This window comes from Brevundimonas sp. AVps23W, assembly GCF_058681395.1.
Genome location: NZ_CM178738.1, coordinates 1,475,643 through 1,498,303 on the forward strand (window position 1 = coordinate 1,475,643; position 22,661 = coordinate 1,498,303).

Below are 22,661 nucleotides of genomic sequence, written 5' to 3' on the forward strand. Positions count from 1 at the left end.
CCCAACCTAAATCGAGATGGAGACGGGGTCACTCGCTGCGCTCCAGCCCGGCGATAGCTTCCGAGATGTCGTCGGCCTTTTTCTTCAGCACCGCCTGAGCGTCGTAGAGGGCGCGGTTGTAGAAGAAGGGGCCGATCTCGGAACTGAGAAAGTCGATCAGCATTTGGGCCTGAAGGTCGCGCAGTTCGATGTCCAGTTCGTCCCGGAAATAGGGTCGCAGCTTCGCCGCTATCGCGGCGGTTTCCTCCCGACTGAATTTGATTGGCTTCATCAAGCCACCTCGGCGAGCGCCTCTTCCGCTGCGACCCAGGCGACCTCGGCGGCGTCCAGGTCGGCTTGCGTCTTGGCGCGGGCGCGGGTCAGGCCTTCCAGGGCCTTGGGATTGTTGATCGAGGCGGTCGCCATGTCGTCGTCGATGCGGGCGATCTCGGCGGTCAGGCGGGCCATGGTCTCCTCGGCCTTCTTGACCGCGTGACGCAGGGTCGAGGGCGAAGGTCCTGATTTGCGGTCGTTCTTCTTGCCCTTGCTGTTCTGGGCGACCGGTGCGGCGGCGGCCTCTTCCTTCTTGATCTGGCTGGGCTTGGCGATGGCCTGTTTGGCGCGGTCCAGAACGAACTTGGCGTAGTCGTCCATGTCGCCGTCGAACGGCTTCACCGTCCCATCGGCGGCCAGCCACAGCCGGTCGGCCACCATCTCCATCAGCGAGCGGTCGTGGGTGATCAGGATGACGGCGCCGGAATAGTCGTTCAGCGCGTCGAGCAGGGCCCGGCGGCTGTCGATGTCCAGGTGGTTGGTCGGTTCGTCGAGGATCAGGACGTGGGGCGCGTCCATCGCCACCATGTTCAGCAGCAGGCGGGCGCGTTCGCCGCCCGACAGGCTATCGACCGTGGTCTCCTGCTTCTCATAGCCCAGGCCGAACTGGGCCAGTTTCGAGCGGCGGGCGCTTTCGGGGGCGTCCGGCATGGCGCGACGGATGATCTCCAGCGGCGTGTCGGTGGGGTCCATCGCCTCGATCTGGTGCTGGTGGAACCAGCCCACGCGCATCTTGCGGTCGCGGTGCAGTTCGCCCTCGGACACGTCCAGGGCGCCGGCGATCATCTTGGCGAAGGTGGACTTGCCGGCGCCGTTGACGCCCAGCAGACCGATACGGTCGTCCAGATCCATCCGCAGGTTCAGGTTCCGCAGGATCGGCTTGCCGGTCTCATAGCCGACATTGGCTCGCTCCAGCCGGATCAGCGGCGGGGCCAGCGGGCGGGGCGGCGAGGGCAGGGTGAAGGGAGCGACGCGCTCTTCGATGGTGGTGGCCACGGGCTGCATCTTCTCCAGCCGTTTCATCCGTGACTGGGCCTGGGCGGCCTTGGAGGCCTTGGCCTTGAATCGATCCACGAACGCCTGGAGGTGGGCGCGTTCGGCGTCCTGTTTGGCCTTGGCCGACAGTTGCAGTCGGGCCTTCTCGGCGCGGGCCTTTTCGAAGGCGTCGTAGTTGCCGGTGTAGAGGGTCAGGGTGTGGTTCGCGAGGTGCAGGATATGGGTGCAGACCTCGTTCAGCATCTCGCGGTCGTGGGAGATGATCAGGGCGGTGTGCGGGTATTTCTTCAGCCGCGCCTCCAGCCACAGGGCGCCTTCCAGGTCGAGGTAGTTGGTCGGTTCGTCGAGCAGCAGCATGTCCGGCTCGGCGAACAGGGCGGCGGCCAGGGCGACGCGCATCCGCCAGCCGCCCGAGAACTCGGACATGGGGCGGGCCTGGTTCTCCTGGTCGAAGCCCAGGCCGACCAGGATTTCGGCGGCGCGTGCGGGGGCGGCGTCGGCGTCGATCTCGATCAGGCGCGACCAGATCTCGCCCATTTCCTCAGGCTCGGCGGTTTCGAGCCGGCCCAGCAGGGTGTGGCGTTCGACGTCGGCTTCCAGAATGGTGTCGATGACGCTGACCGGGGTGGCCGGGTGTTCCTGATCGACCGAGCCGATGCGGGCGGTCTTGGGCAGGCTGATCTCGTCGCCGTTGGCGTTCAGCTCGCCCAGGATCAGCTTGAACAGGGTGGACTTGCCGATGCCATTACGGCCTACCAGCCCGACCTTGGCGCCCGGCGGCAGGCTGACGGAGGCGTCCACGAGGAATTTGCGGCCCCAGGCGTTGAAGGTCAGGTCGGTGATCTGGAGCATGGGAGGCGCAATGGACTTTCTGACCGGTCATCTCTATATGACCAGTCATGACGTATGATCTTGTAAGCGGCGAGGTCGTCATAACGGCCACGGAGTTCAAGGCCAAGTGCCTGGACCTGCTGGATCGCGTGAACTCGGGCGAGATCCGTAGGGTTCGTATCACCAAGCGCGGCAAGGAAGTGGCGGTGGTCGCCTCCCCGAACAAGGATGGGGAAGCGACTTGGAACCCCATGAGCATGTTCGGCGCGATGAAGGGATCGATTGTCATCGATCCTAGCATCGACCTGGACAAGCCGATTTACGAACAGGTTTTCGGCACAACGGTTGAAGCCGACATGGGGTTGGATGAGATTGATCTCGGTCTCGAAAGTCACGAGGCGTGAGTGACGGGGTGCTGCTGGACACCCACGTCCTGATTTGGATCGTCGAGGGCGTCGCACTCCGGCCGGCGTCTGTCGAAGCGATCAGTGCGGCGGCTGTGCAGGGCGAACTGTTTGTCTCGGCTGCGTCGGCTTGGGAAATGGGCTATCTGGCCAGCAAGCCAGAGTTGATCCGAATATTACGACGCGATGTTCGCACCTGGTTCTGGGAAGCCGTCAACACGGCTCATGCGCGCATTAAAGACCTGGCGCCGGACATCCTCTTGGATGTGGCGCATCTTCCGTCGCCTCTCCATCGAGATCCTGCCGATCGGATGTTGATCGCCACGGCGCGGGCTCATGACTTGACGTTGATCACCCGGGACCGTGCTATTCTGGACTATGCCGCCGCCGGTCACGTGCGGGCCATCGCCTGCTGACAAGACGGGCTTGGCGCGGGGGCGGGGCGTCGCTATAAGCCCGCGACCCCTAATCTCCCTAACAAGAAGTCAACTCCCCATGACCGAACGCACCTTCTCGATCATCAAGCCCGACGCGACCCGCCGTAACCTGACCGGCGCGATCAACGCCGTGATCGAAGGCGCCGGCCTGCGCATCGTGGCCCAGCGTCGCGTCAAGCTGTCGACCGACCAGGCCAAGAAGTTCTACGAAGTCCACGCCGAGCGTCCGTTCTACGGCGAGTTGGTCGAGCAAATGACCGCCGAGCCGGTCGTCGTGCAGGTGCTGGAAGGCGAGAACGCCGTCGCCGCCTATCGTGAAATCATGGGCGCCACCAACCCGGAACAGGCCGCTGACGGCACGATCCGCAAGCTGTTCGCTCTGTCGATCGGCGAAAACTCGGTCCACGGCTCGGACAGCCAGGACAACGCCAAGATCGAGATCGCCCAGTTCTTCACCGACGACCAGATCGTCGGCTAAGGCGCTAAAGTCGCGAGGGGCCGCGCCCCGAGCGTAGCGCAAAGACACAGAGGCCCGCGTCCGGAACCGGACGCGGGCCTTTTCGTTGGGTCAGTCCCGTATCGTCCCCTCCCGGAGCAGACCCATGAAGACCATCCTGAAACTGACCCCCGTCATCGGCGCCGTGGCCCTGCTGGCCGCGTGCGGACAGACCATGGAACAACGCGCCGCCACCGGCGCCCTGGGCGGCGCCGTCGCCGGCCAGGTCGTGGGCGGCAACACCGGCTCGACCGTCGCCGGCGCTGCAATCGGCGCTGTCGCCGGCGCGGCCACCACGCCGAAGTAAGACCTTCAGCCTGAGCTGAAAAAGCCCAACGGCCGAAAAGAAAGGCCCGGAGCGATGCTCCGGGCCTTTTTCGTTCGGGCTGCGTGACCGCTTACCAGATGCGGGCGCGGGCCTCGGGGGCGATATATTCCTTCTGGTCGGGCGAGATGCCGAAGGCGGCGTACCAGGCGTCGATGTTGCGCGGCGAAGTGGCGGCGCGCACCGGACCCGGCGAGTGTGGATCGGTGGTCAGTTGCTCCTTCAGGGCCGCCTCGCGCGACTTCTCGCGCCACACCTGAGCCCAGCCCAGGAAGACGCGCTGGTCGCCCGACAGGCCGTCGATCACCGGGGCCGGCTGGCCGTTCAGCGACTTGTGGTAGGCGTCGAGCGCCAGCAGCAGGCCGCCCAGGTCGGCGATGTTCTCGCCCATGGTCAGGTCGCCGTTGACGTGAACGCCGGGCAGGGGCTCCAGCGAGTTGTAGATCTCGCCCAGAACCTTGGCGCGCGCCTCGAACCGGGCGGCGTCTTCCGGCGTCCACCAGTCGCGCAGCACGCCGTCGCCGTCGGACTTGCGGCCCTGGTCGTCGAAGCCGTGGGTGATCTCGTGGCCGATGACCGCGCCGATGCCGCCGTAGTTGACGGCCGGGTCCGCGTTCGGATCGAAGAAGGGCGCCTGGAGGATGGCGGCCGGGAAGACGATCTCGTTGCGCGGCGGATTGTAATAGGCGTTCACCGTCTGAGGCGTCATGCCCCATTCCAGCGGATCGACCGGCTTGCCGATCTTGCCGCGCTGATAGGCCCACTCGAAGGCGCTGGAGCGTTCGACATTGCCGTACAGGTCGCCGGCGGTCAGTTCGAGACCGTCATAGGACCGCCACTTGTCGGGATAGCCGATCTTCACCCCGAACTTCGACATCTTGTAGAGGGCCTGTTCGCGGGTCGGCTCGCTCATCCAGTCTAGGGTCTTCAGCCGCTCGGTCATTGCCGCGCGGATGTTGTCGACCAGAGTCTCCATCTGGGCCTTGGACGAGGCGGGGAAGTGCAGGCGGACATATTCCTGGGCCAGGACCTCGCCCAGCTGGCCGTCGACCAGGGCCACGCCCCGGTTCCAGCGGGGACGGTTCTCGGGCTGGCCGCGCAGGGTCTTGCCGCGGAACGCGAAGCGGGCGTCGACGAAGGCCTTGGACAGATAGGGGCTGGCCTGATCGACGATCTGGGTGGCTTCCCACGCCTTCAGGGTCTCGATGGGGGTTTCGGCGAAGACCTGGGCGATGCCCGGGAAGGCCGTGTTCTCCATCAGGACCAGGGTGTCGAGGTTCCCGACCTGGGCGCCGTCGAGGAAGGCGGCCCAGTCGAAGCCGGGGGCCAGGGTCGCCAGGTCGGCGACCTTGGTCGGGTTGTAGAGCTTGTCGATCTGGCGACGCTCGACCGTGGTCCAGTGTTTCTCGGCGACCTTGGTCTCGAAGGCCAGGATGTCGGCGGCGCTCTGGGCCGGATTGGTCCAGCCGATGGCGGTCAGGGTCTGGGTCAGATAGGCCAGATAGGCCTCGCGCTGGGCGGCGAAGTCCGGCTTCAGATAATAGTCGCGGTCGGGCAGGCCCAGGCCGCCCTGGGCCAGATAGGCCGAGTTGATGTTCGGGTTCTGCAAGTCCTCGAACACGGCGACGCCGAACAGGGATCCGCCGAAGCCCGAATGGCTGGCGCCCATCAGGCGGGCGATGGCGGCGTGGTCGGCGACGGCCTTCACGGCGGCGAGGTCGGCGGCCATGGGCGCGGCGCCCAGCTGTTCGACGCGGGCCTCGTCCATGAAGCTGGCGTAGAGGGCGCCGACCTTCTGGGCGTTGGCGTTGACAGGGTTGGCGGCGCTGGTCTCGATGATCGACTTCAGCTGCGACTGGGCGTTCTCATAGAGGACGTCGAAGGGACCGAACCGCGCCTTGTCGGCGGGGATCTCGGTGGTGCTGAGATAGGTTCCGTTGGCGTATTCGTTGAAGTCGTCGCCCGGCTTGACCGCCGTGTTGCGACCGGCGAGGTCGAAGCCCCACGCGCCGAAGCCAGGCGCGGCATGGGCCCCGTGCGAATGGTCCTGGGCCGAGGCGCCGCCGGTCAGGGCGACGACGATACAGGCCGAGCAGGCGGCCATCAGGCGAATACGTTGCATGAAGGATAAGGTCCCGATTTTGGTCGGCGGCACCTTTGCGCCGGTGCGGCGCGGTGTCGCATGAAGTTTTCGTAATCTGGGGGCGGAGGGACTGTTGAGGAAGGGGACCGCACACCCCTAACTCGTCATCCTAGGCACGAGGCCTAGGATGACGGGCTTTAGGTAGAGGGCTTCAGTTCCGCACCAGGCCCTTGCAGAAATCACCCAGCACTCGCGGATACAGCGTGTGTTCCGCTGTTTTCACCCGTTCGGCCAGGCTGGCGGGCGTGTCGTCGGCCACGATCGGCACGCGAGCCTGGCCCAGGATCGGACCCTCGTCCACGCCCTCGGTGACCAGGTGGACGGTGCAGCCCGCCTCGGCGTCGCCGGCGGCGATGGCGCGGGCGTGGGTGTCGAGGCCGGGATAGAGGGGCAGAAGGCTGGGGTGGATGTTCAGCATCCGACCGTCCCATGCGCGCACCAGCCAGGGCGTCAGGATCCGCATATAGCCGGCCAGGGCCACCACCTCGACGCCGGCGGTGCGCAAGGCCGCGTCCACCGCCCGCTCGTGCGCCTCGCGGTCCTTGCCGAAGGGCTTGTGGGGGATGGCGAGGGTGGCGAGGCCCTTGGCTGCGGCGATGGCCAGTCCGCCCGCGCCCTCAATGTTGGACAGGACCAGGGCGACCTCATAGCCGCTGTCCGACGTCTGACCGGCGTCGATCAGGGCGGCCATGTTGGAGCCGGTCCCTGAGATCAGGATGGCGACGCGGACGTGAGAAGAGGCTGGGGACGACATGGCCGCCCCCATGACGGGACGGGCGGCGCTTGGCAAGGATCAAACATGATCCGCTCTTGTTGTCCGCCGTGTTCGGGCGTTACCGTATAACGCCGCCCATCCGACGAGGGGTCTTGAGGGCCGGCGCGTACAGGGGATTATCGCATGAAGAGACTGATCTGCTTCGCGGCCATGGCTGCGATGCTGGGCGTACCCGTGGCGTCCTTTGCTCAGGAGAGCGGCTCGAACAGCGGCGCCAGTGGCGGCGGGGCGATGCGCTCGGCGACCGACCGGTTCCGCAACGCCAACGCCGAGGCGATCGAGAAGGATTGGGCGCGCGCGCCGGTCGAGGAGGCCGAGGTCGTCACGGCCCATTCGGTCAACGCCCATGGCAAGACGCTGCGGTATCACGCGACGGCGGGCACCCTGACGATCCGCGACGACGCAGGCATGCCGACAGCAAGCCTGTTCTACACCGCCTATACGCTGGACGGTCAGCCGGTGGGGACGCGGCCGGTGACCTATCTCTATAACGGCGGGCCGGGTTCGCCGACGGTCTGGCTGCACATGGGCTCGTTCGGGCCGATGCGGGTGCAGACCGACGACCCGACGGTGGTGCGGCCGGCGCCCTTCGCCTTTGGTCCCAATGACATGACCCTGCTGGACCAGACGGATCTGGTCTTCATCGACATGGTGGGGGCCGGCTTTTCGCGACCGCTGGGCGAGACGGCGGGTTCGGCCTTCTGGGGCGTGGACCAGGACGCCGACGCCTTCGCCCGCGCCATCATGCGCTACACGACCAAGTTCAGCCGCTGGTCCAGCCCGAAATACATCATCGGCGAATCCTACGGCACGCTGCGGACCGGCGCCGTGGCCTTCCAGTTGGAAGACCGGGGCATGTCGCTGAACGGGGTGGTGCTGTTATCGTCGATCATGAACTACGGCGTGCGCCAGCCCGGCTATCCGCAGAATTTCGTCACCCTGCTGCCGACCTATGCGGCGACGGCCTGGTATCACCGCAAGCTGGCCCATCCGGCGGCGACGGTGGAGGAACAGGTTCAGCGGGCGCGCGACTTCGCCCTCGGGCCCTACGCTTCGGCCCTGGCCAAGGGGCATATGATCTCGGACGCCGAGCGCGCCGATATCGTGCGCCAGATGAGCGAACTGACCGGCCTGTCGCCCAACTTCATCGACAACGCCAATATGCGGGTGGAGCTCAGCGCTTTCCGCAAGGAGCTGCTACGAGACCGGCGCCAGACCATCGGGCGGCTAGACACCCGCTATCTAGGACTGGATGAGGACGCGTCGGGCGGCGAGCCGGAGGACGATCCCTCCAGCTCGGCTGTGACGGGCGCCTATTTTGGGATCTTCCGCGATTATGTGGCCAGTGAGCTAAAGTATGACACCGACGTCGAATACCGGATGTCGGCGCGGGGCCTGCCGGGCTTCAACTGGAACTGGAACCATCGGCCTCCCGTCGGCGGGCCGCAGACGACGCCGAACACGGCGGTCGATCTGGCCACGGCGATGCGGCGTAATCCGTATCTGAAGGTGCTGTCGCTGAACGGCTATTACGACGCCGCGACGCCCTTCTTCTCGACCGAGTTCGATCTGGCGCAGATGATGCTGGAGCCCAGCCTGCGGCCGAACCTGGAGTTCACCTACTACGAGGGCGGGCACATGATGTATCTGAGCCACGGCGCCCTGGTGAAGCTGCACGCCGACCTGTCGCGCTTCTACGGCGAAACGGCGAACGGCGGAGCGCGGTAAAACAATCCACTCGTAGGCTCTCGGGCTTGTCCCGAGGGCCTACGGGGGATGCAGAAGGTTCAGGCAGCCGTCGCTACGTCCGCGATCCTGCGGCGGAAAAGTCGGCCCTCGGGACAAGCCCGAGGGTGACGGCTTGGGGTCAGGCCGTTTCCAGCTGTCCGCAGACGAAGGCGACTTCGCCCGCGTTCAGCAGTGCGGCCAGCACCGGCTCGGCGTTTTCGGGCGAGACGATCAGGATGAAGCCGACGCCGCAGTTGAAGGTGCGGCGCATCTCGTGGTCGCTGATGCCGCCGGTTTCGGCCAGCCATTGGAAGACGTGGGGCATGGGCCAGCTGTTCCAGTCGAACGAGGCTTGCAGCCCCTCGGCGATGCACCGCGGCGGGTTTTCGATCAGGCCGCCGCCGGTGATGTGGGCCGCGCCCTTGATCAGGCCCGCCTTCATCAGGGGCAGGACCGGCTTCACATAGATGCGGGTCGGCTCCATCAGGGCCTGGGCCAGCGAGCGGTCCTTGGCGAACGGGGCGTCGTCGCCCCAGGCCAGGCCGGACTTCTCGACCACTTTGCGGACCAGCGAATAGCCGTTCGAGTGCGGGCCGGTGGAGCCCAGGCCGATGATGATATCGCCCGGCGATTGGCGATCCAGATAGGGGAGGGCGTGGCCGCGCTCGACCGCGCCCAGGCTGAAGCCGGCCAGATCGTAGTCGCCGTCGGTGTACATGCCCGGCATTTCGGCGGTCTCGCCGCCGACCAGAGCGCAGCCGGCCTGGCGGCAGCCCTCGGCGATGCCGGCGACGACGCGGCGGGCGGCGTCGATCTCCAAGCGGCCGGTAGCGTAGTAGTCGAGGAACAGCAGGGGCTCAGCGCCCTGGGCCAGCAGGTCGTTGACGCACATGGCGACCAGGTCGATGCCGACGCCGTCATGACGGCCCGTCTCGATGGCGATCTTCAGCTTGGTGCCCACGCCGTCGGTGGTGGTGACGATCAGCGGATCCTTAAACCCGGCGGCCTTCAGGTCGAACAGGGCGCCGAATCCACCCAGCGAGGGCTCCGAACCAGGGCGCGCCGTGGACTTGGCCAGGGGCTTGATGTGTTCGACCAGCATCTCGCCTGCATCGATGTCCACGCCTGCATCGGCGTAGGTCAGGCCGTTTTCGAGAGGCTTTTGGGTGTCGCTCATAGTGATCAGGCCTGGAATCGGGGCGGAAATGCAGCGCGGCTCTTGCCACAGGTGGGTTGCGGGGGGCTATAGCATCGGAATGACGCCGATCACCACCAATGAGGCGCTGGCCGATTTTTGCGCCCGCCTCGCCACCGCCCCGTTCATCACGGTCGATACCGAGTTCATGCGGGAAACGACCTACTGGCCCAGGCTGTGCCTGATCCAGGCCGCGTCCGCCGATCACGCCGGGATCATCGATCCGATGGCGGAAGGCCTGGACCTTGAGCCGTTCCTGGACCTGTTGCGCGATCCGAAGATCATCAAGGTCTTCCACGCCTGCCGACAGGACGTCGAAATCTTCGTGCGTCTGGGCGCCATGCCCAAGCCGATGTTCGACACCCAGGTCGCGGCCATGGCGGCCGGGTTCGGCGAACAGGTCGCCTATGATTCGCTGGTGCGGCAGATGCTGCGCGTCGAACTGGACAAGGGCAGCCGCTTCACCGACTGGGCGCGACGCCCGCTGTCGGACAGCCAGCTGGTCTATGCCCTGGGCGACGTGACCCATCTGGCGGCCCTGTATCCGAAGCTGCGCGATCGGCTGAAGAAGGAGGGGCGGCTGGACTGGGTGATGTCGGAGATGGAGAGCCTGATCGATCCGGCCCTGTACGACACCAATCCCGAGAACGCCTGGAAGCGACTGAAGCCCAAGAAATTCTCGGCCAAATATCTGGCCGCCTTCAAGGCCGTGGCCGTCTGGCGCGAGCGCGCGGCGCAAGAGCGCGACCAGCCGCGCGGCCGTATCCTGAAGGACGAAGGCATCGACGAGGTCGCGCAACAGACCCCGACCGACCCTGAGGCGTTCAATCGTCTGCGTTCGGTGCCCAAGGGCTTCGGTGGATCGCGCCTGGGTCTGGAGCTGGCCGAGGAACTGAAGCGCGTCCTGGCCGATCCCGAATCGCATGCGCCCGAGATGGAACGTCCGGCGCACCGTCAGCCGGCGCCGCCGTCGGTGGTGGAACTGCTGAAGGTGCTGCTGAAGGCCAAGAGCGATAACGCGGGCGTGGCGTCCAAACTGATCGCCACCGTCGCCGATCTGGAGAAGATCGCCGTCAGCGACGACGCCGATGTGGATGCGCTGAAGGGCTGGCGGCGTCAGATCTTCGGCGAGGACGCGCTGAAGCTGAAACGCGGCGAGATCGCCCTGGTGCTGAGCGGCGCGCGGGTCGAGGTCGTCGAGATCGAGGGCTAGGCCTTTAAGACCCGTCATCCTCGCCACAAGGGCGAGGATGACGACCGTTTCCCACTAACCGGCCGGCGGCTCCCACAGTTCGATGGGATTGCCCTCGGGGTCGTGGATGCGGGCGAAGCGTCCGACCTCGGGGCTGGCGTCCCAGTCTTCCTTGGTGATTACCTCCACCCCGGCGGCTTTCAGCGAGGTGAGCAGGGCGTCCAGACCTTCGACGCGCAGGTTCAGCATCCAGCGTTTGTCCTGGGCGAAATAGTCGGTCGTCTCCTTGAACGGGGAGAAGACGGTGGGTCCGGCCTGCTGATCCCACAGGAACTGGCCCTCGGGCGCGCCGACGCCCAGGTGTTTCAGGTACCAGGCCGAAAGCGCGTGTGGATCCTGGGCGCGGAAGAAGAAGCCGCCGATTCCGGTTACGGGCATGAGTGTTCCCCTCGTTCGGCGAGAGGCTGAACCTTGTTCGGCCAGCTGTCTAGATCGACAGACCCAGCCCCATCGCGTCGGCCAAGGCCTTGGCGCGCTTCTTCGTCTGGTCGCCCAGCAGCAGGTCGGCGTAGCCGTCCGTCGCCGTCAGGTTCAGGTCGCCGCCGTTCACCGTCGCCGTCGCATTGGCCAGAAGCTGGGACGAACGGCCCGACAGGTCGCAGGCCAGGCGGATGGCCAGGCCAAGGGCCCGGGCGCGTTTGACGGCGTTGTCGTCCAGCAGGCGGCCGACGACCTCGGGCTGGGGCGTGGCCGGGCCGCCGCCGTAGCGGGCGTTCATGGCGCAGGCCAGGAAGGCGCGCTCGGTATGGCTGACGCCGGCGACGGGTGCGCGCAGCACCTGGTCGAACGCCAGTTCCAGCCGGTGGTCGGGGTGCAGCCGGGCGCCCAGGTCGGAAAGGCGGCAGGCGGCGGCGGTCAGAACTGCGTCGCGCCTTTTACTGAAAGCCTGGGGCAGGGCGGAGATGATGTCCGACATCCAGCCGTTCAGGGCGCCGGGCAGGGCCGGATCGATTCCCTGTCGTCCGCCGAGCGCAGTGCAGCCCGCCAGCAAGGGATCGGCGGCGCGGGTCTCGTCGTCCAGTGTGTCGAACAGCAGCCCCTCGCGCACGCCCCAGGCCGACATCTCGATCCCCTTGAGGTTCAGATGCTTGATCAGGCCTTCCAGCACCAGGCCGGCGTAGGGCAGGGTCTCGGCGCGCTTCTTGGACACGCCGGGCAGTTTGGCCAGACCGGCCGCCGACTGGTGCGCGACCAGGCGTGCGGTCTCCAGCGCCTCGTCCGCCGTCATCTCGTACTGGTGGACGACCTTAAGCGGATAGGATTTCAGCGCCATATGGACCTGGGCCAGGGTGCGCCATGCGCCGCCGACGGCGTAGAGGCGGTCGCTCTGGAACTGGGCCGCGACGGGTTTCAGGCGCTCGTCGATGCGGGCCTTGATCCGGTCGGCGTCGAAACCCTTGCCCTCGGCCAGGGCGAAGGGGCCGAGCGGCAGGGTCAGGCCGTGTTCGACCCCATCACCGTTCAGGCGCGTCAGTTCCAGGCTGGCCCCGCCCATGTCGGCCGAGACGCCGTGGGCGTCGGGCGCGCCGGCCAGCACGCCCATGGCGGCGTATTTCGCCTCTTCCTCTCCGGACAGGACGCGGATCTGCAGACCGGTTTCCGAAGCGACACGCTGGCAGAACTCAGGCCCGTCCTCGGCCTCGCGCACAGCGGCGGTGGCGGCGATCAGGGTGGCGTCGGGACGGACCCCTTCCAGCACGGCGGCGAAGCGGCGCAGCGCGGTCATGGCCATGACCACGCCTTCGGCGGACAGCTTGTTGGTCGTCGGCAGGTCGCGGCCCAGGCCGGCCAGGACCTTTTCATTGAACACGGTCCAGATGGCGCGGCCTTCCAGCCGGTAGAGCACCAGACGGACCGAGTTGGAGCCGATGTCGATGGCCGCGACGTCGCGACCGGGAAGCGCCGAATCGGGCATCAGCGGCCGGGACGTTCGTAACGCAGGGCCTCGGGCAAGGTCTTCACCTTGCGACCGCGGCCAGACAGGCTGGGATTGGTCATGAAGTATTTATGGGCCGAGAAGGGCCGCTCGGGATCGGCGGCCTGGACGCGGGTATAGCGCCCTTCGGCGTCCAGAACCCAGCTTTGTGCGTCGTCCTTCAGATTGGCGACCATGATCTGGTCCAGCACCTGATCATGGACGGTGGCGTTGCGGATTGGGGTCATCAGCTCGACCCGGCGATCCAGGTTGCGCGTCATCCAGTCGGCCGAGGAGATGAAGACCTTGGCCTTGTCGTGCGGCAGGTCCTTGCCGTTGGCGAAACAGACGATGCGGCTGTGTTCCAGGAAACGGCCGACGATGGATTTGACGCGGATGTTCTCGGACAGGCCCGTGACGCCCGGCCGCAGGCAACAGATGCCGCGCACGACCAGGTCGATGCGCACGCCCCACTGGCTGGCCCGGTACAGGGCGTCGATGATCTCGGGATCGACCAGCGAGTTCAGCTTGACCCATATGGCGGCCGGCTTGCCCATGGCGGCGGCCGACATCTCCTTGCCGATCAGCTCGATCAGGGTGGACTTCATGTTCAGCGGCGAGACCACCAGGGCCTCAAGCTCGTCCGGGGTGGCGTAGCCGGTGATGTAGTTGAACACCCGGCTGGCGTCCCGGCCCAGGACCGGATCGCACGAGAACAGCGACAGATCGGTGTAAATCTTGGCCGTCACCGGGTGATAGTTGCCGGTGCCGAAGTGACAGTAGGTGCGCAGGGCGTCGCCCTCGCGCCGCACGACGACGCTGAGCTTGGCGTGGGTCTTGTATTCGACGAAGCCGAAGACGACGTGGACCCCGGCCCGCTCCATGGCCCGGGCCCAGCGCAGGTTGGCCTCTTCGTCGAACCGGGCCTTCAACTCGACCAGGGCGGTGACATTCTTGCCGTTCTCGGCCGCCTCGATCAGGGCCGCGACGATGGGGCTGTCCTTGGAGGTGCGATACAGGGTCTGTTTGATGGCGATGACGTTCGGGTCCCGCGCCGCCTGACGCAGGAACTGCACCACCACGTCGAAGCTCTCGAACGGGTGGTGGATCAGCAGATCCTTCTCGCGGATGGCGGCGAAGACGTCGCCGCCGTTGTCGCGGACTCGCTCGGGATAGCGCGGCTCATAGCCCTTGAACTTCAGGTCGGGATGGCCGCCCGGGATCAGGTCCGACAGTTGGGCCAGGCCCAGCATGCCGTCGACCAGCACCACGTCCTGGGGCGTCGCCTCCAGTTCGCCGACGATGAAATCGCGCAGGTCGGCGGGCATCGAGGCCTCGATCTTGATGCGCACGACCGAGCCCAGGCGACGCTGTTTCAACGCCTCCTCGAACTCGAGCACCAGGTCCTCGGCCTCTTCTTCGATCTCGATGTCGCTGTCGCGGATCAGGCGCAGCAGGCCCTTCTCCAGAACCTCGCAGCCGGGAAACAGGTGGTCGATGAACAGCAGCAGTACGTTTTCCAGCGTGATGAACCGCTTGCGACCCGGCGCCGAGCGGCCGTCGGTCGGCAGCTCCCAGAATCGCCGCACCTGAGTCGGCACAGGCACCAGGGCGTAAAAAGTCTTGGTCTCGCCCTTGCGTTTGAGCTTCAGAGCCAGGGAGAAACCCAGATTGGGTAGGAAGGGGAAGGGGTGGGCCGGGTCGATGGCCAGGGGGGTCAGGACGGCGAACAGCTGGTTCAGGAACTCGGGCTCCAGCCGCTCCTTTTCGGTCTTGGTCAGACGGTTGCGATCGACCACTTCGATGCCCGCCGTGACCAATTCCTTCTTCAACTGGCGCCAGCGTACCTGTTGCTCGGCCATCAGTTCGCCGGCCGAGATATTGATCCGCTCAAGTTGTTCAGCGGGGGTCAAACCGTCGGCCGATAGGACCCGAACGCGCTCGCGCAATTGGCCCTTAAGCCCCGCCACGCGGGTCATGAAGAACTCATCGAGGTTATTGGCCGAGATGGAAACGAACCGCAGCCGCTCTAGCAACGGGTGGTTGTTATTGGCGGCCTCTTCGAGCACGCGTTCATTGAAAGCGAGCCAGGAAATTTCGCGGTTGAAGAACCGTGTCGGCGAGCCGATCAACTCCTCGTTCAGCGCCAATTGAGGGGCGCGGGAACCGGGGACTTCTTCCCCCCGTGTGGCGTCGTGGATCGCGGCGTCGGTCATGATCCAGGTTCTCGCGCGCCACTGTGACGGCCGCAAGCGGGCTCTGACATTTTCATAGCCGCTTTTCGCAAATGCGAAGCTGTGATCTAGCCGATGCCGTAGTTAATCGACTTGGAGATTTTTTGTGGCGTTGATGGTCGTAATCTTGGTCGTCGGGACGGCGGCCCTCGTGATCGGCTGGGACCTGGCGGGCCAACCGACGCCGATGCGTATGTACCGGCGGTGGAAACGTCGTCGGAGCCGCGGGAGCCGGCCGGACGCCTGAGACAAGGTAAGGCGACGTCAGTCGGCCTCGATTTCCAGTTCTGACTCCATCTGGTCAACCACCTGACGTGCCAGGACGCGGGTCACGGGGCGGTGCAGGGCGTCCAGGCGGGCGACCACGGTCGCGGCGGTGTCGGCCGAACGATCCAGACGACGCACCAGATAGTCGATGACATCGTCGGACGGCGTGATGCTGCGTTCGGCGAACCGGGCGCGCAGTATGGCGGACAGAACCACGTCGTCGGGCGCTTCGATCGCGACGGTGCGGACGGCGTCGAGGCGTGAGCGCAGGTCGGGCAGATCGGCCGACCAGGTCCGGGGCGGCGCACGATCCACCAGCAGCAGGGCGCCGCCGCCCGCCTGGGCCAGATTGATCAGGTGAAACAGGCTCTCGTCGTCAGCGTCGCGGGCGCAATCCAGCAGGATGGGGCGACCTTCCAACTCCAGCGGATCGACGAGGGCGGCTTCGACGCCGTTCAGCGGCACAGCGCCGACCCGCTCGGCCCAGTCGGCGGCGATCCGGCTCTTGCCCGAGCCGGCGGGACCATACAGGGCCAGAACCGAACCGGCGCCGTCAGGCCAGCGGGACAGGACGCGCACGGCCTCGGCGTTGCTGTTCGATGCGACCAGGGCTTCGCCCACGAGGGGGCGTTCCAGCGGCAGGCGCAGCTGTTCGGCGGAGTTTCGGATCAGGGCGCTCTGCGCGGGCATAAGCCTGTCATAGCAGAGGCCCAGGCGAACCGCGTCACGCCGGGCCTGTTGGTACCGGGGAGGGACGGTTCCCTCTGTGGATGGATTAGGCGAATTCGACCAGGGCAGGGTTCAGCTTGCCCGCCTTGAACTCCGTCACCTTGTAGTCGGCCAGGCCATGGACCTGGAAGGGATCGTCCTTCAGCAGGGTTTCCAGCTCTTCCTTCGTGCCCCCGCTGCGCACCACCAATATGCCGCCGGTGCGCGGAACCATGGGGCCGGCGGCGATGATCAGGCCGCTGGCGACATGGATATCCAACCATTCGCGATGCTCCACCGTCTTCGCCTCGATGGCCTCGATGGGCTGGGTGTAGGTGATGGTGACGATGAACATGGCGCGGCCTCGAACGGATAACTGGACCGCTATCGCGCGCGCAGGCGGGGTTTGCAACGGCTGAAACCTTGACTTTCCGGGGCGATGATGCGCCCTACGCCGCTTCGATTTCAGGCGCCTGAGGCGTCAGATTCCACCGCCAGATTTCCAGACGGTCTGTTCATGCACGCCTACCGCTCCCATACCTGCGGCGCTCTGCGCGCCTCCGACGCCGGTTCCACCGTCCGCCTGTCCGGCTGGGTGCACCGTAAACGCGACCACGGCGGCCTGTTGTTCATCGATCTGCGCGATCACTACGGCCTGACCCAGCTGGTGCTGCACCCGGAGACGCCGGGCTTCGCGGCGGTCGAGCGTCTGCGCGCCGAGAGCGTGATCAAGATCGACGGCGAAGTCGTCGCCCGCGACGCCTCGGTGGTGAACCCCAACCTGCCGACTGGCGAGGTCGAAGTCCGCGTCCAGGGCGTCGAGGTTCTGTCGGAAGCCGCCGAACTGCCGATGCCGGTCTTCGGCGATCAGGAATATCCTGAGGACATCCGCCTGGCCAACCGCTTCCTCGACCTGCGTCGCGAGCGGCTGCACAAGAACATCGTGCTGCGCTCCAGGGTCATCTCCTCGATCCGCCAGCGCATGGTCGCCCAAGGCTTCCTTGAGTACCAGACCCCGATCCTGACCGCCTCGTCGCCGGAAGGCGCGCGCGACTTCCTGGTGCCGTCGCGTCTGCACCCGGGCAAGTTCTACGCCCTTCCGCAGGCGCCCCAGCAGTTCAAACAGCTGCTGATGGTCTCGGGCTTCGACCGCTATTTCCAGATCGCCCCCTGCTTCCGTGACGAGGACCTGCGCGCCGACCGTTCGCTAGAATTCTACCAGCTCGACGTCGAAATGAGCTTCGTGACCCAGGAAGACGTCTTCGCCGCCATCGAACCGGTGATGCACGGCGTGTTCGAGGAGTTCGGCGAGGGCAAGCCGGTGTCGCCCATCGACGGCGTCCACACCTTCACCAATGATTTCGGCGAGACGTTCGAGCACAAGGGCTTCGAGCGCCTGACCTACGCCCAATCGATGGCCTGGTATGGTTCGGACAAGCCGGACCTGCGCAACCCGATCAAGATGCAGGTCGTCTCCGACCACTTCCGCGACGGCGGGTTCGGCCTGTTCGCCAAGATCCTGGGCGCGGACGAGAAGAACGCCGTCTGGGCCATCCCGGCGCCGACCGGCGGCAGCCGCGCCTTCTGCGACCGCATGAACTCGTGGGCTCAGGGCGAGGGCCAGCCGGGTCTGGGCTATATCTTCTGGTCGGACGACCAGGGCGCCTGGGGCGGTCCCATCGCCAAGAACCTGGGTCAGGAGCCGACCGAGACCCTGATGGCCTCGCTGGGTCTGGGTAAGGGCGACGCCGCCTTCTTCACCGCCGGCTTGCCCTCGGTCTTCGCCAAGTTCGCCGGCCTGGCCCGCACCCGCGTGGGCACGGAGCTGAAGCTGATCGACGAGAACCAGTTCAAATTCTGCTGGATCGTGGACTTCCCCATGTTCGAATGGTCGGAAGAAGAAAAGAAGGTCGATTTCAGCCACAACCCCTTCTCGATGCCGCAGGGCGGGCTGGAGGCGCTGGAGACCCAGGATCCGCTGACCATCCGCGCCTTCCAGTACGACATCGTCTGCAACGGCTACGAGCTGTGCTCGGGCGCGATCCGGAACCATAAGGCCGAGATCATGCTGAAGGCCTTCGAGATCGCCGGCTACGACGCCTCGGTGGTCGAAGAGCAGTTCGGCGGCATGCTGAACGCCTTCCGCTTCGGCGCGCCGCCGCACGGCGGCCTGGCCCCCGGCATCGACCGGATCGTCATGCTGCTGGCCGGCGAGACGGCCATCCGCGAGGTCATCGCCTTCCCGCTGAACCAGCAGGGCGAGGATCTGCTGATGAACGCCCCGACCGAGGCGGAAGAGCGTCAGCTGAAAGACGTCCACATCCGCACGGCCGTGCCGATCAAGGTGTAACGAGCCGATATCGCCGAATACGACAAAGGGGACGCCGCGAGGCGTCCCCTTTTTTGTTCGGGGGCGGGTCTAGTTGTCGGCGTTGACGATGTGGCGCACGGCGGGTGGAGCCGGCGGCGCGGGCGGGGTGCGGATTACCCGGATCGTCCCACGACAGGCCTGGGCCGTCAGGCGGCCGGGCAGGCGGGTGGAACCGTCGCCGCAGGCCTCGCTGACCTGGTCCTGGGTCAGGTTGCGCGCCCCTGACAGGTCGGCGCCCCGGATGTCGGTGCGTCGCATCGAGGCGTCGCTGAAGTCGGCCCGGGTGAAGGTCCCGCCGGTCAGGCGCGCGCCGTCCAGGCTGGCGTCGCGGAAGGAGGCGCTCGAGAAGTCGCCGCCGGACAGGTTTGAGGCGTCGACCTCGGCGTCGCTGAAGTCGGCCCCCACGGCGTGAACATTGGCCAGGGTCGCCCCGAACAGTTCGCTGCCTGAGAAGTCGGCGCCGGCCAGGGTCGCGCCGTTGAAGTTCACCCCGTGCAGTTCCGCCCCCGAAAGGTCTGTACGCGACAGGTTAGCGCGAACGAAGGATGAGCCCTGGGCCTCGGCCCCGCTCAGCTGGGCGCCGGTGAAGTTGGCCGAGGTGAAGTTGGCGCCGACGATCTCGACGCCTTCCATATTGGCGCGGCTGAAGTCGCTGCCGGTGAAGTTCGAGCCGACCATTTCGGCGCCGCGCAGATTGGCGCCGACCAGGGTGGCGTTCATGAAGCTGGCGCCGGTGAAGGTCGCGCCCGACAGATTGCGGCCGGAAAGTTCACAGCGGTTGCAGGACCCGCCCAGCGACACCGACCGGGCCACGTCGCGATCCTGAACCGTCATCTCGACCCCGGCGAAGGCGGGGGTGGTGAGCATCAGGCCCGCCGCCGCGAGCAGCGCGGTTTTCAATCGAATGGGGGTGGGGCGGACGATCTGTTTCACGCAGTCTGAATGCCCTGAAACACCGGCCATACCTACTTAAATCGAGGTAATTTCGTTAAATCCACGCAAGGTGGAAGGCCGTCAGCAGGCGGGAATACGTAGGTTTCCCGACAAGATGGTCGAGGAGTCGCCGCAGGCGCGATTCAGTTGACCTTGGGTCAATCCGGTCGCTCGCGACAGGTCTGCGCCGGACAGGTTGGTTCCGATCAGCTTCGCGCCCGAAAAGTTCGCGCCTTGCAGATAGGCGCCGACGAAACTGGCGTTGGTCAGGTCGGCGCCCGAGAAGTTGGAGCTGGAGAAGACCCCGCCATAGGCCTCGACATCGCGCAGATCGGCGTTGGCGAAACGGGTGCGGTTCATCACGCTGAGGCTGAGGTCCGCCTGGCGCAGGCGCGCGCCGGTCAGGTTCAGGCCGCGCGCCTCAAGTCCTGAAAAATCGCCCTGAAACAGGTTGCAGCCGGCGCAGGACGCGCCGCGTTTCACGCTGGCGATCTGGCCGGCGTTCTGCGCCAATACGGGGGACGCGGCGGTCGCAAACACGGCGACGGCGATGGACAGGGCGGTCAGGCGAGACATGGGGTCGCTCCAGCGAAAACGTCGCGTGGCGTCAGCCTATACCCCAGCCGTTAACTTAGCCCTGATCGCCGCCGTGAACCGCCCGGGCGTCGCCGCAGGTGTCGCAGACCCAGACGCCGCCGCGATTCTGCAGGCTGAAGTCGCCGCAGGAGGGACAGGCGACAGCCTCGGTATTGGCGGCCATCTTCGGCTCTGGCTCGGCCTTCTTGCCGAAGGGCAGGACCACCAGATTGTCGGGGGCGGAGCCGCGGGCGAAACCCTTTGAAATGAACCGCGCGGCGGGAACCGCCTCTCCGCCCTCCGGCTTGCCGTGGCCCAGGCCATCGGCGTTCAACTCGTCAGGACCGGCGTTGGCCAGTTCGTGGCGGTCCAGATAGGAGACGCCCAACTCGCGGAAGATATAGTCCAGGATCGAGGTGGCCGAGCGGATGGAGTCATTGCCGGTGACCCGTCCGGCGGGTTCGAACCGGGTGAAGACGAAGGCGTCCACGAACTCCTCCAGCGGCACGCCGTACTGAAGCCCGATCGAGATGGCGATGGCGAAATTGTTCATCAGGCTGCGGAAGGCGGCGCCTTCCTTGTGCATGTCGATGAAGATCTCGCCCAGCTCGCCGTCGTCGTATTCGCCGGTGTGGATATAGACCTTGTGCCCGCCCACGGCGGCCTTCTGGATATAGCCCTTGCGGCGGTCGGGCAGTTTGCGGCGGGCCCGCGCGCGTTCGACAACGCGTTCGACGATCCGTTCCGGCGGCGGAACAGGGGTGGGGCGGGGGGTGTCGAAGCGCGGCGCCGCCTCCGCCTTGGGCAGGGTCAGCAAGGGACCGGCCGGAGGTGTCGCGCGGCGCAGGCGGACGGCGCGGCGTCCATCGCCCGCAGCCAGGCTGAGCCGACGCGCGGCCTGGGCGGCGGTAGCGCGCCAGTCTAGGATCTCGACCGGGGCATAGGCCGCGTCGCTGAACGGTTCCAAGGCCTGACGCAGCGCCGCCTCGGCGCCGGCGGGGTCGGTCAATAGGGCGGTGATGGAGGCGGGCGCCTCGGCCCAATCGCTCAGGTCGCCGCGGCCGAAGACCCAGCGCGCGGCCTCGGCCTCGGCCTCTTCCGGCACACCCAGCAGGTTGAGCAGGGGACCGTCGCCGTCTTCCAGACCCAGGACGTCGCGAATGAACCCGGGGTCCAGGACCGGGGCGGCGAAGACCGCATCGAAGCTGTCGGCATGGGCCAGGGCCTGTTCGACCGCGGCCAGTTCGATGTCGGTGAAGCCGAAGCCGCGCAGGGTGGCGTGATCGACGCCGGGCGCCTCGACCAGGGTGCGTCGGCCGAACAGCCGGCGCTCGGCGGCCTGGACGTCGCCGCCCGCGTAAGCCAGAGCAGCCGCAAGACCGGGCGCCAATCGACGGCCGATCTCGCCGTCCGCCGTCTGGAAGACATCGACCACGGACGGGGCGCCCAGGCCCAGGCGCAGCCGGGCCTCCGGATCGTCGACGAACAGGCCGACGGCCGCATGGCGGCGCGACGCGCCGGCCTTGACCATGGTTTTGGCTGCAATGACGGCCAGTGGATCGGGATTGGCCTTCAGGCGCGTGCGGCGCAGCCTGTCCGCGTCGGCCGCCTGACTCTTCAGCCCGTCCCACTCGGCGCAGGCGCCGCGCAGTTGCGCCAGTTCGGCGGACATCTGGGCGGCGACGGCGGACGTCAGGCCGGCGATCGCCTCGGCCCGGACGGACAGATCCCCACCGGTCGGCGCGAGCGCAGTCGAAAGACCTTCGAGGCCCAGGACGATGGCGGCGTTTTCGGACTGGAGATCCAGCGCCATGGTCCACAGGCGCACCAGATCGGGCAGGCGGTCGAAGGATCCGTCATCCAGGGCGGCGACGGCGGACAGATCCAGCATGGCGCGACTGACGCCGCCTTCGGCCAGGACGTCGGCTTCGCGTAGATCGAAGGTCAGGATCAGGCCGCCGTCCAGGGCCGCCTCGGCCGCCAGCAGGGTCTCCGGCGCGCCGGCGGCGGTCCGAGTGCGGTCGGCTAGGGCGATCAGCGGCGGGGTTTCATGGAAGGGGCGCAAGGCCAGGGCGGGCCGCTCGCCATCGACGGCGCGCAGGATGTCGGCGTCGGTCGCGCCGCGACGCCGCGCGGTGGCGGCCGCCCGACCCAGGGCCGGATTGCGCGACGGGTCGGCGCAGTCGCCTTCGCGCCCTTCGCACCGGTCCACGGCGTCGGCGACGGCGCACAGGGCGTCGGCCAGGGCCTCGGCCGACTGGAGCGCCAGCCGCGCGGTCATCCGGTCGGCGCGGTGTTCGGCCAGGCGTTTGGGCGCGGCGGGGTCCGCCAGATCGACGATCTCGGCCGAAGCGGTTGACGCCGCCGGCGAGGCGAGGCCGAGTTGGACTGTGGCCGCCAGTTCGGCCGCGAAGACATAGGCCTCGGTCCGATCCGCAAACACGCCCTCGGCCAGACCGCGACCGGCCAGACGCTCGGCCCAGGCGTCGATCCCGCCATTCAACCAGCCGCCGGTCGGCAGCAGGGAAGGGCTGAGGGATTCGCTCCAGTCCAGCCACGCCTCGATCTGCGCATCGGACCAGGCCGCCGGCGCCAGAATCTCCTGAACCGCATCGGCCCGTTCGACGGCGCGGGTCTCCATCGTGACGCGTCGGGCCAGTTCGACGAAGCCGGATTGAAAGCGCATGGACAGCGTCTCCGCGAATGCTGCTGACCAGATTACGGTGTTCTGAGCGGACGCGCTACTAGATGTAGTAGTTATCA

At 66.7% G+C, this 22,661-nt stretch carries 20 protein-coding genes; 7 read left to right on the forward strand and 13 right to left on the reverse strand.

The features are described from left to right. Positions 1-28: 28 nt before the first annotated feature. Together ACW177_RS07325 and ACW177_RS07330 are read right to left on the reverse strand one after the other, a co-directional pair. Positions 29-271: a DUF2164 domain-containing protein gene (locus ACW177_RS07325; RefSeq protein WP_492027918.1), complete on the reverse strand. Its 243-nt coding sequence runs from the start codon at positions 269-271 to the stop codon at positions 29-31. Beyond that, positions 271-2,160, reverse strand: coding sequence for an ABC-F family ATP-binding cassette domain-containing protein (locus ACW177_RS07330; RefSeq protein WP_492027919.1), 1,890 nt, complete (start codon positions 2,158-2,160; stop codon positions 271-273). The genes ACW177_RS07325 and ACW177_RS07330 overlap by 1 nt, the downstream gene beginning before the upstream one ends. A 47-nt stretch (positions 2,161-2,207) precedes the next feature. On the opposite strand from ACW177_RS07330, the gene ACW177_RS07335 reads away from it, so the two are divergent. From ACW177_RS07335 to ACW177_RS07350, 4 genes are all read left to right on the forward strand, one after another. Further along, positions 2,208-2,543, forward strand: a complete 336-nt coding sequence (locus tag ACW177_RS07335; protein WP_492027920.1) for a type II toxin-antitoxin system Phd/YefM family antitoxin — start codon at positions 2,208-2,210, stop codon at positions 2,541-2,543. Positions 2,544-2,551: 8 nt separating this feature from the next. Continuing rightward, on the forward strand, positions 2,552-2,959 hold the full coding sequence (locus tag ACW177_RS07340; protein WP_492027921.1) for a type II toxin-antitoxin system VapC family toxin: 408 nt from the start codon (positions 2,552-2,554) through the stop codon (positions 2,957-2,959). A 79-nt stretch (positions 2,960-3,038) separates the two neighbouring features. Further along, on the forward strand, positions 3,039-3,458 hold the full coding sequence (gene ndk, locus ACW177_RS07345; protein WP_492027922.1) for a nucleoside-diphosphate kinase: 420 nt from the start codon (positions 3,039-3,041) through the stop codon (positions 3,456-3,458). Between the two features lie 124 nt (positions 3,459-3,582). Further along, positions 3,583-3,783, forward strand: a complete 201-nt coding sequence (locus ACW177_RS07350) for a YMGG-like glycine zipper-containing protein (protein ID WP_054766136.1) — start codon at positions 3,583-3,585, stop codon at positions 3,781-3,783. Between the two features lie 91 nt (positions 3,784-3,874). Here the strand turns inward: ACW177_RS07350 and ACW177_RS07355 are convergent, their stop codons facing one another. Continuing rightward, positions 3,875-5,923: a M13 family metallopeptidase gene (locus ACW177_RS07355; RefSeq protein WP_492027923.1), complete on the reverse strand. Its 2,049-nt coding sequence runs from the start codon at positions 5,921-5,923 to the stop codon at positions 3,875-3,877. Positions 5,924-6,095: 172 nt separating this feature from the next. After that, entirely contained in the window at positions 6,096-6,698 is a 603-nt protein-coding gene (gene purN, locus ACW177_RS07360) for a phosphoribosylglycinamide formyltransferase (RefSeq protein ID WP_492027924.1), read from the reverse strand. A gap of 144 nt (positions 6,699-6,842) precedes the next feature. Here purN and ACW177_RS07365 point away from each other — a divergent pair, with 144 nt between their 5' ends. Beyond that, complete coding sequence (locus ACW177_RS07365) at positions 6,843-8,447, forward strand: S10 family peptidase (protein WP_492027925.1); 1,605 nt, start codon at positions 6,843-6,845, stop codon at positions 8,445-8,447. A 139-nt stretch (positions 8,448-8,586) separates the two neighbouring features. Here ACW177_RS07365 and purM read toward each other — a convergent pair whose 3' ends face one another. After that, a complete protein-coding gene (purM, locus tag ACW177_RS07370; RefSeq protein ID WP_492027926.1) occupies positions 8,587-9,624 on the reverse strand; it encodes a phosphoribosylformylglycinamidine cyclo-ligase in 1,038 nt (345 codons plus the stop codon). A 79-nt stretch (positions 9,625-9,703) separates the two neighbouring features. Here purM and rnd point away from each other — a divergent pair, with 79 nt between their 5' ends. Next, positions 9,704-10,855, forward strand: coding sequence for a ribonuclease D (rnd, locus tag ACW177_RS07375; RefSeq protein WP_492027927.1), 1,152 nt, complete (start codon positions 9,704-9,706; stop codon positions 10,853-10,855). 54 nt (positions 10,856-10,909) lie between these two features. Here the strand turns inward: rnd and ACW177_RS07380 are convergent, their stop codons facing one another. The 5 genes from ACW177_RS07380 to ACW177_RS07400 all read right to left on the reverse strand — a co-directional run bounded on the left by ACW177_RS07380 (position 10,910) and on the right by ACW177_RS07400 (position 16,373). Further along, positions 10,910-11,272 carry a VOC family protein gene (locus ACW177_RS07380; protein WP_492027928.1) on the reverse strand — a complete coding sequence of 121 codons (363 nt, stop codon included), beginning with the start codon at positions 11,270-11,272 and terminating at the stop codon, positions 10,910-10,912. Positions 11,273-11,321: 49 nt separating this feature from the next. Next, positions 11,322-12,809, reverse strand: a complete 1,488-nt coding sequence (locus ACW177_RS07385) for a Ppx/GppA phosphatase family protein (RefSeq protein WP_492027929.1) — start codon at positions 12,807-12,809, stop codon at positions 11,322-11,324. Next, positions 12,809-15,025, reverse strand: coding sequence for an RNA degradosome polyphosphate kinase (locus tag ACW177_RS07390; protein ID WP_492027930.1), 2,217 nt, complete (start codon positions 15,023-15,025; stop codon positions 12,809-12,811). Before ACW177_RS07390 ends, ACW177_RS07385 begins: the two co-directional genes overlap by 1 nt. Before the next feature lie 282 nt (positions 15,026-15,307). Further along, positions 15,308-16,000: a P-loop NTPase family protein gene (locus ACW177_RS07395; RefSeq protein WP_492027931.1), complete on the reverse strand. Its 693-nt coding sequence runs from the start codon at positions 15,998-16,000 to the stop codon at positions 15,308-15,310. 85 nt (positions 16,001-16,085) lie between these two features. Then, complete coding sequence (locus tag ACW177_RS07400; RefSeq protein ID WP_492027932.1) at positions 16,086-16,373, reverse strand: YciI family protein; 288 nt, start codon at positions 16,371-16,373, stop codon at positions 16,086-16,088. 162 nt (positions 16,374-16,535) lie between these two features. On the opposite strand from ACW177_RS07400, the gene aspS reads away from it, so the two are divergent. Then, entirely contained in the window at positions 16,536-18,368 is a 1,833-nt protein-coding gene (aspS, locus tag ACW177_RS07405) for an aspartate--tRNA ligase (protein ID WP_492027933.1), read from the forward strand. 69 nt (positions 18,369-18,437) lie between these two features. Here aspS and ACW177_RS07410 read toward each other — a convergent pair whose 3' ends face one another. The 3 genes from ACW177_RS07410 to ACW177_RS07420 all read right to left on the reverse strand — a co-directional run bounded on the left by ACW177_RS07410 (position 18,438) and on the right by ACW177_RS07420 (position 22,584). After that, positions 18,438-19,322: a pentapeptide repeat-containing protein gene (locus ACW177_RS07410; RefSeq protein WP_492027934.1), complete on the reverse strand. Its 885-nt coding sequence runs from the start codon at positions 19,320-19,322 to the stop codon at positions 18,438-18,440. 81 nt (positions 19,323-19,403) lie between these two features. Beyond that, positions 19,404-19,898 (reverse strand): pentapeptide repeat-containing protein, encoded by a 495-nt coding sequence (locus tag ACW177_RS07415; RefSeq protein WP_492027935.1) that lies wholly within the window; start codon positions 19,896-19,898, stop codon positions 19,404-19,406. Between the two features lie 55 nt (positions 19,899-19,953). Beyond that, positions 19,954-22,584 (reverse strand): TSCPD domain-containing protein, encoded by a 2,631-nt coding sequence (locus ACW177_RS07420; protein WP_492027936.1) that lies wholly within the window; start codon positions 22,582-22,584, stop codon positions 19,954-19,956. Positions 22,585-22,661: the final 77 nt, after the last annotated feature.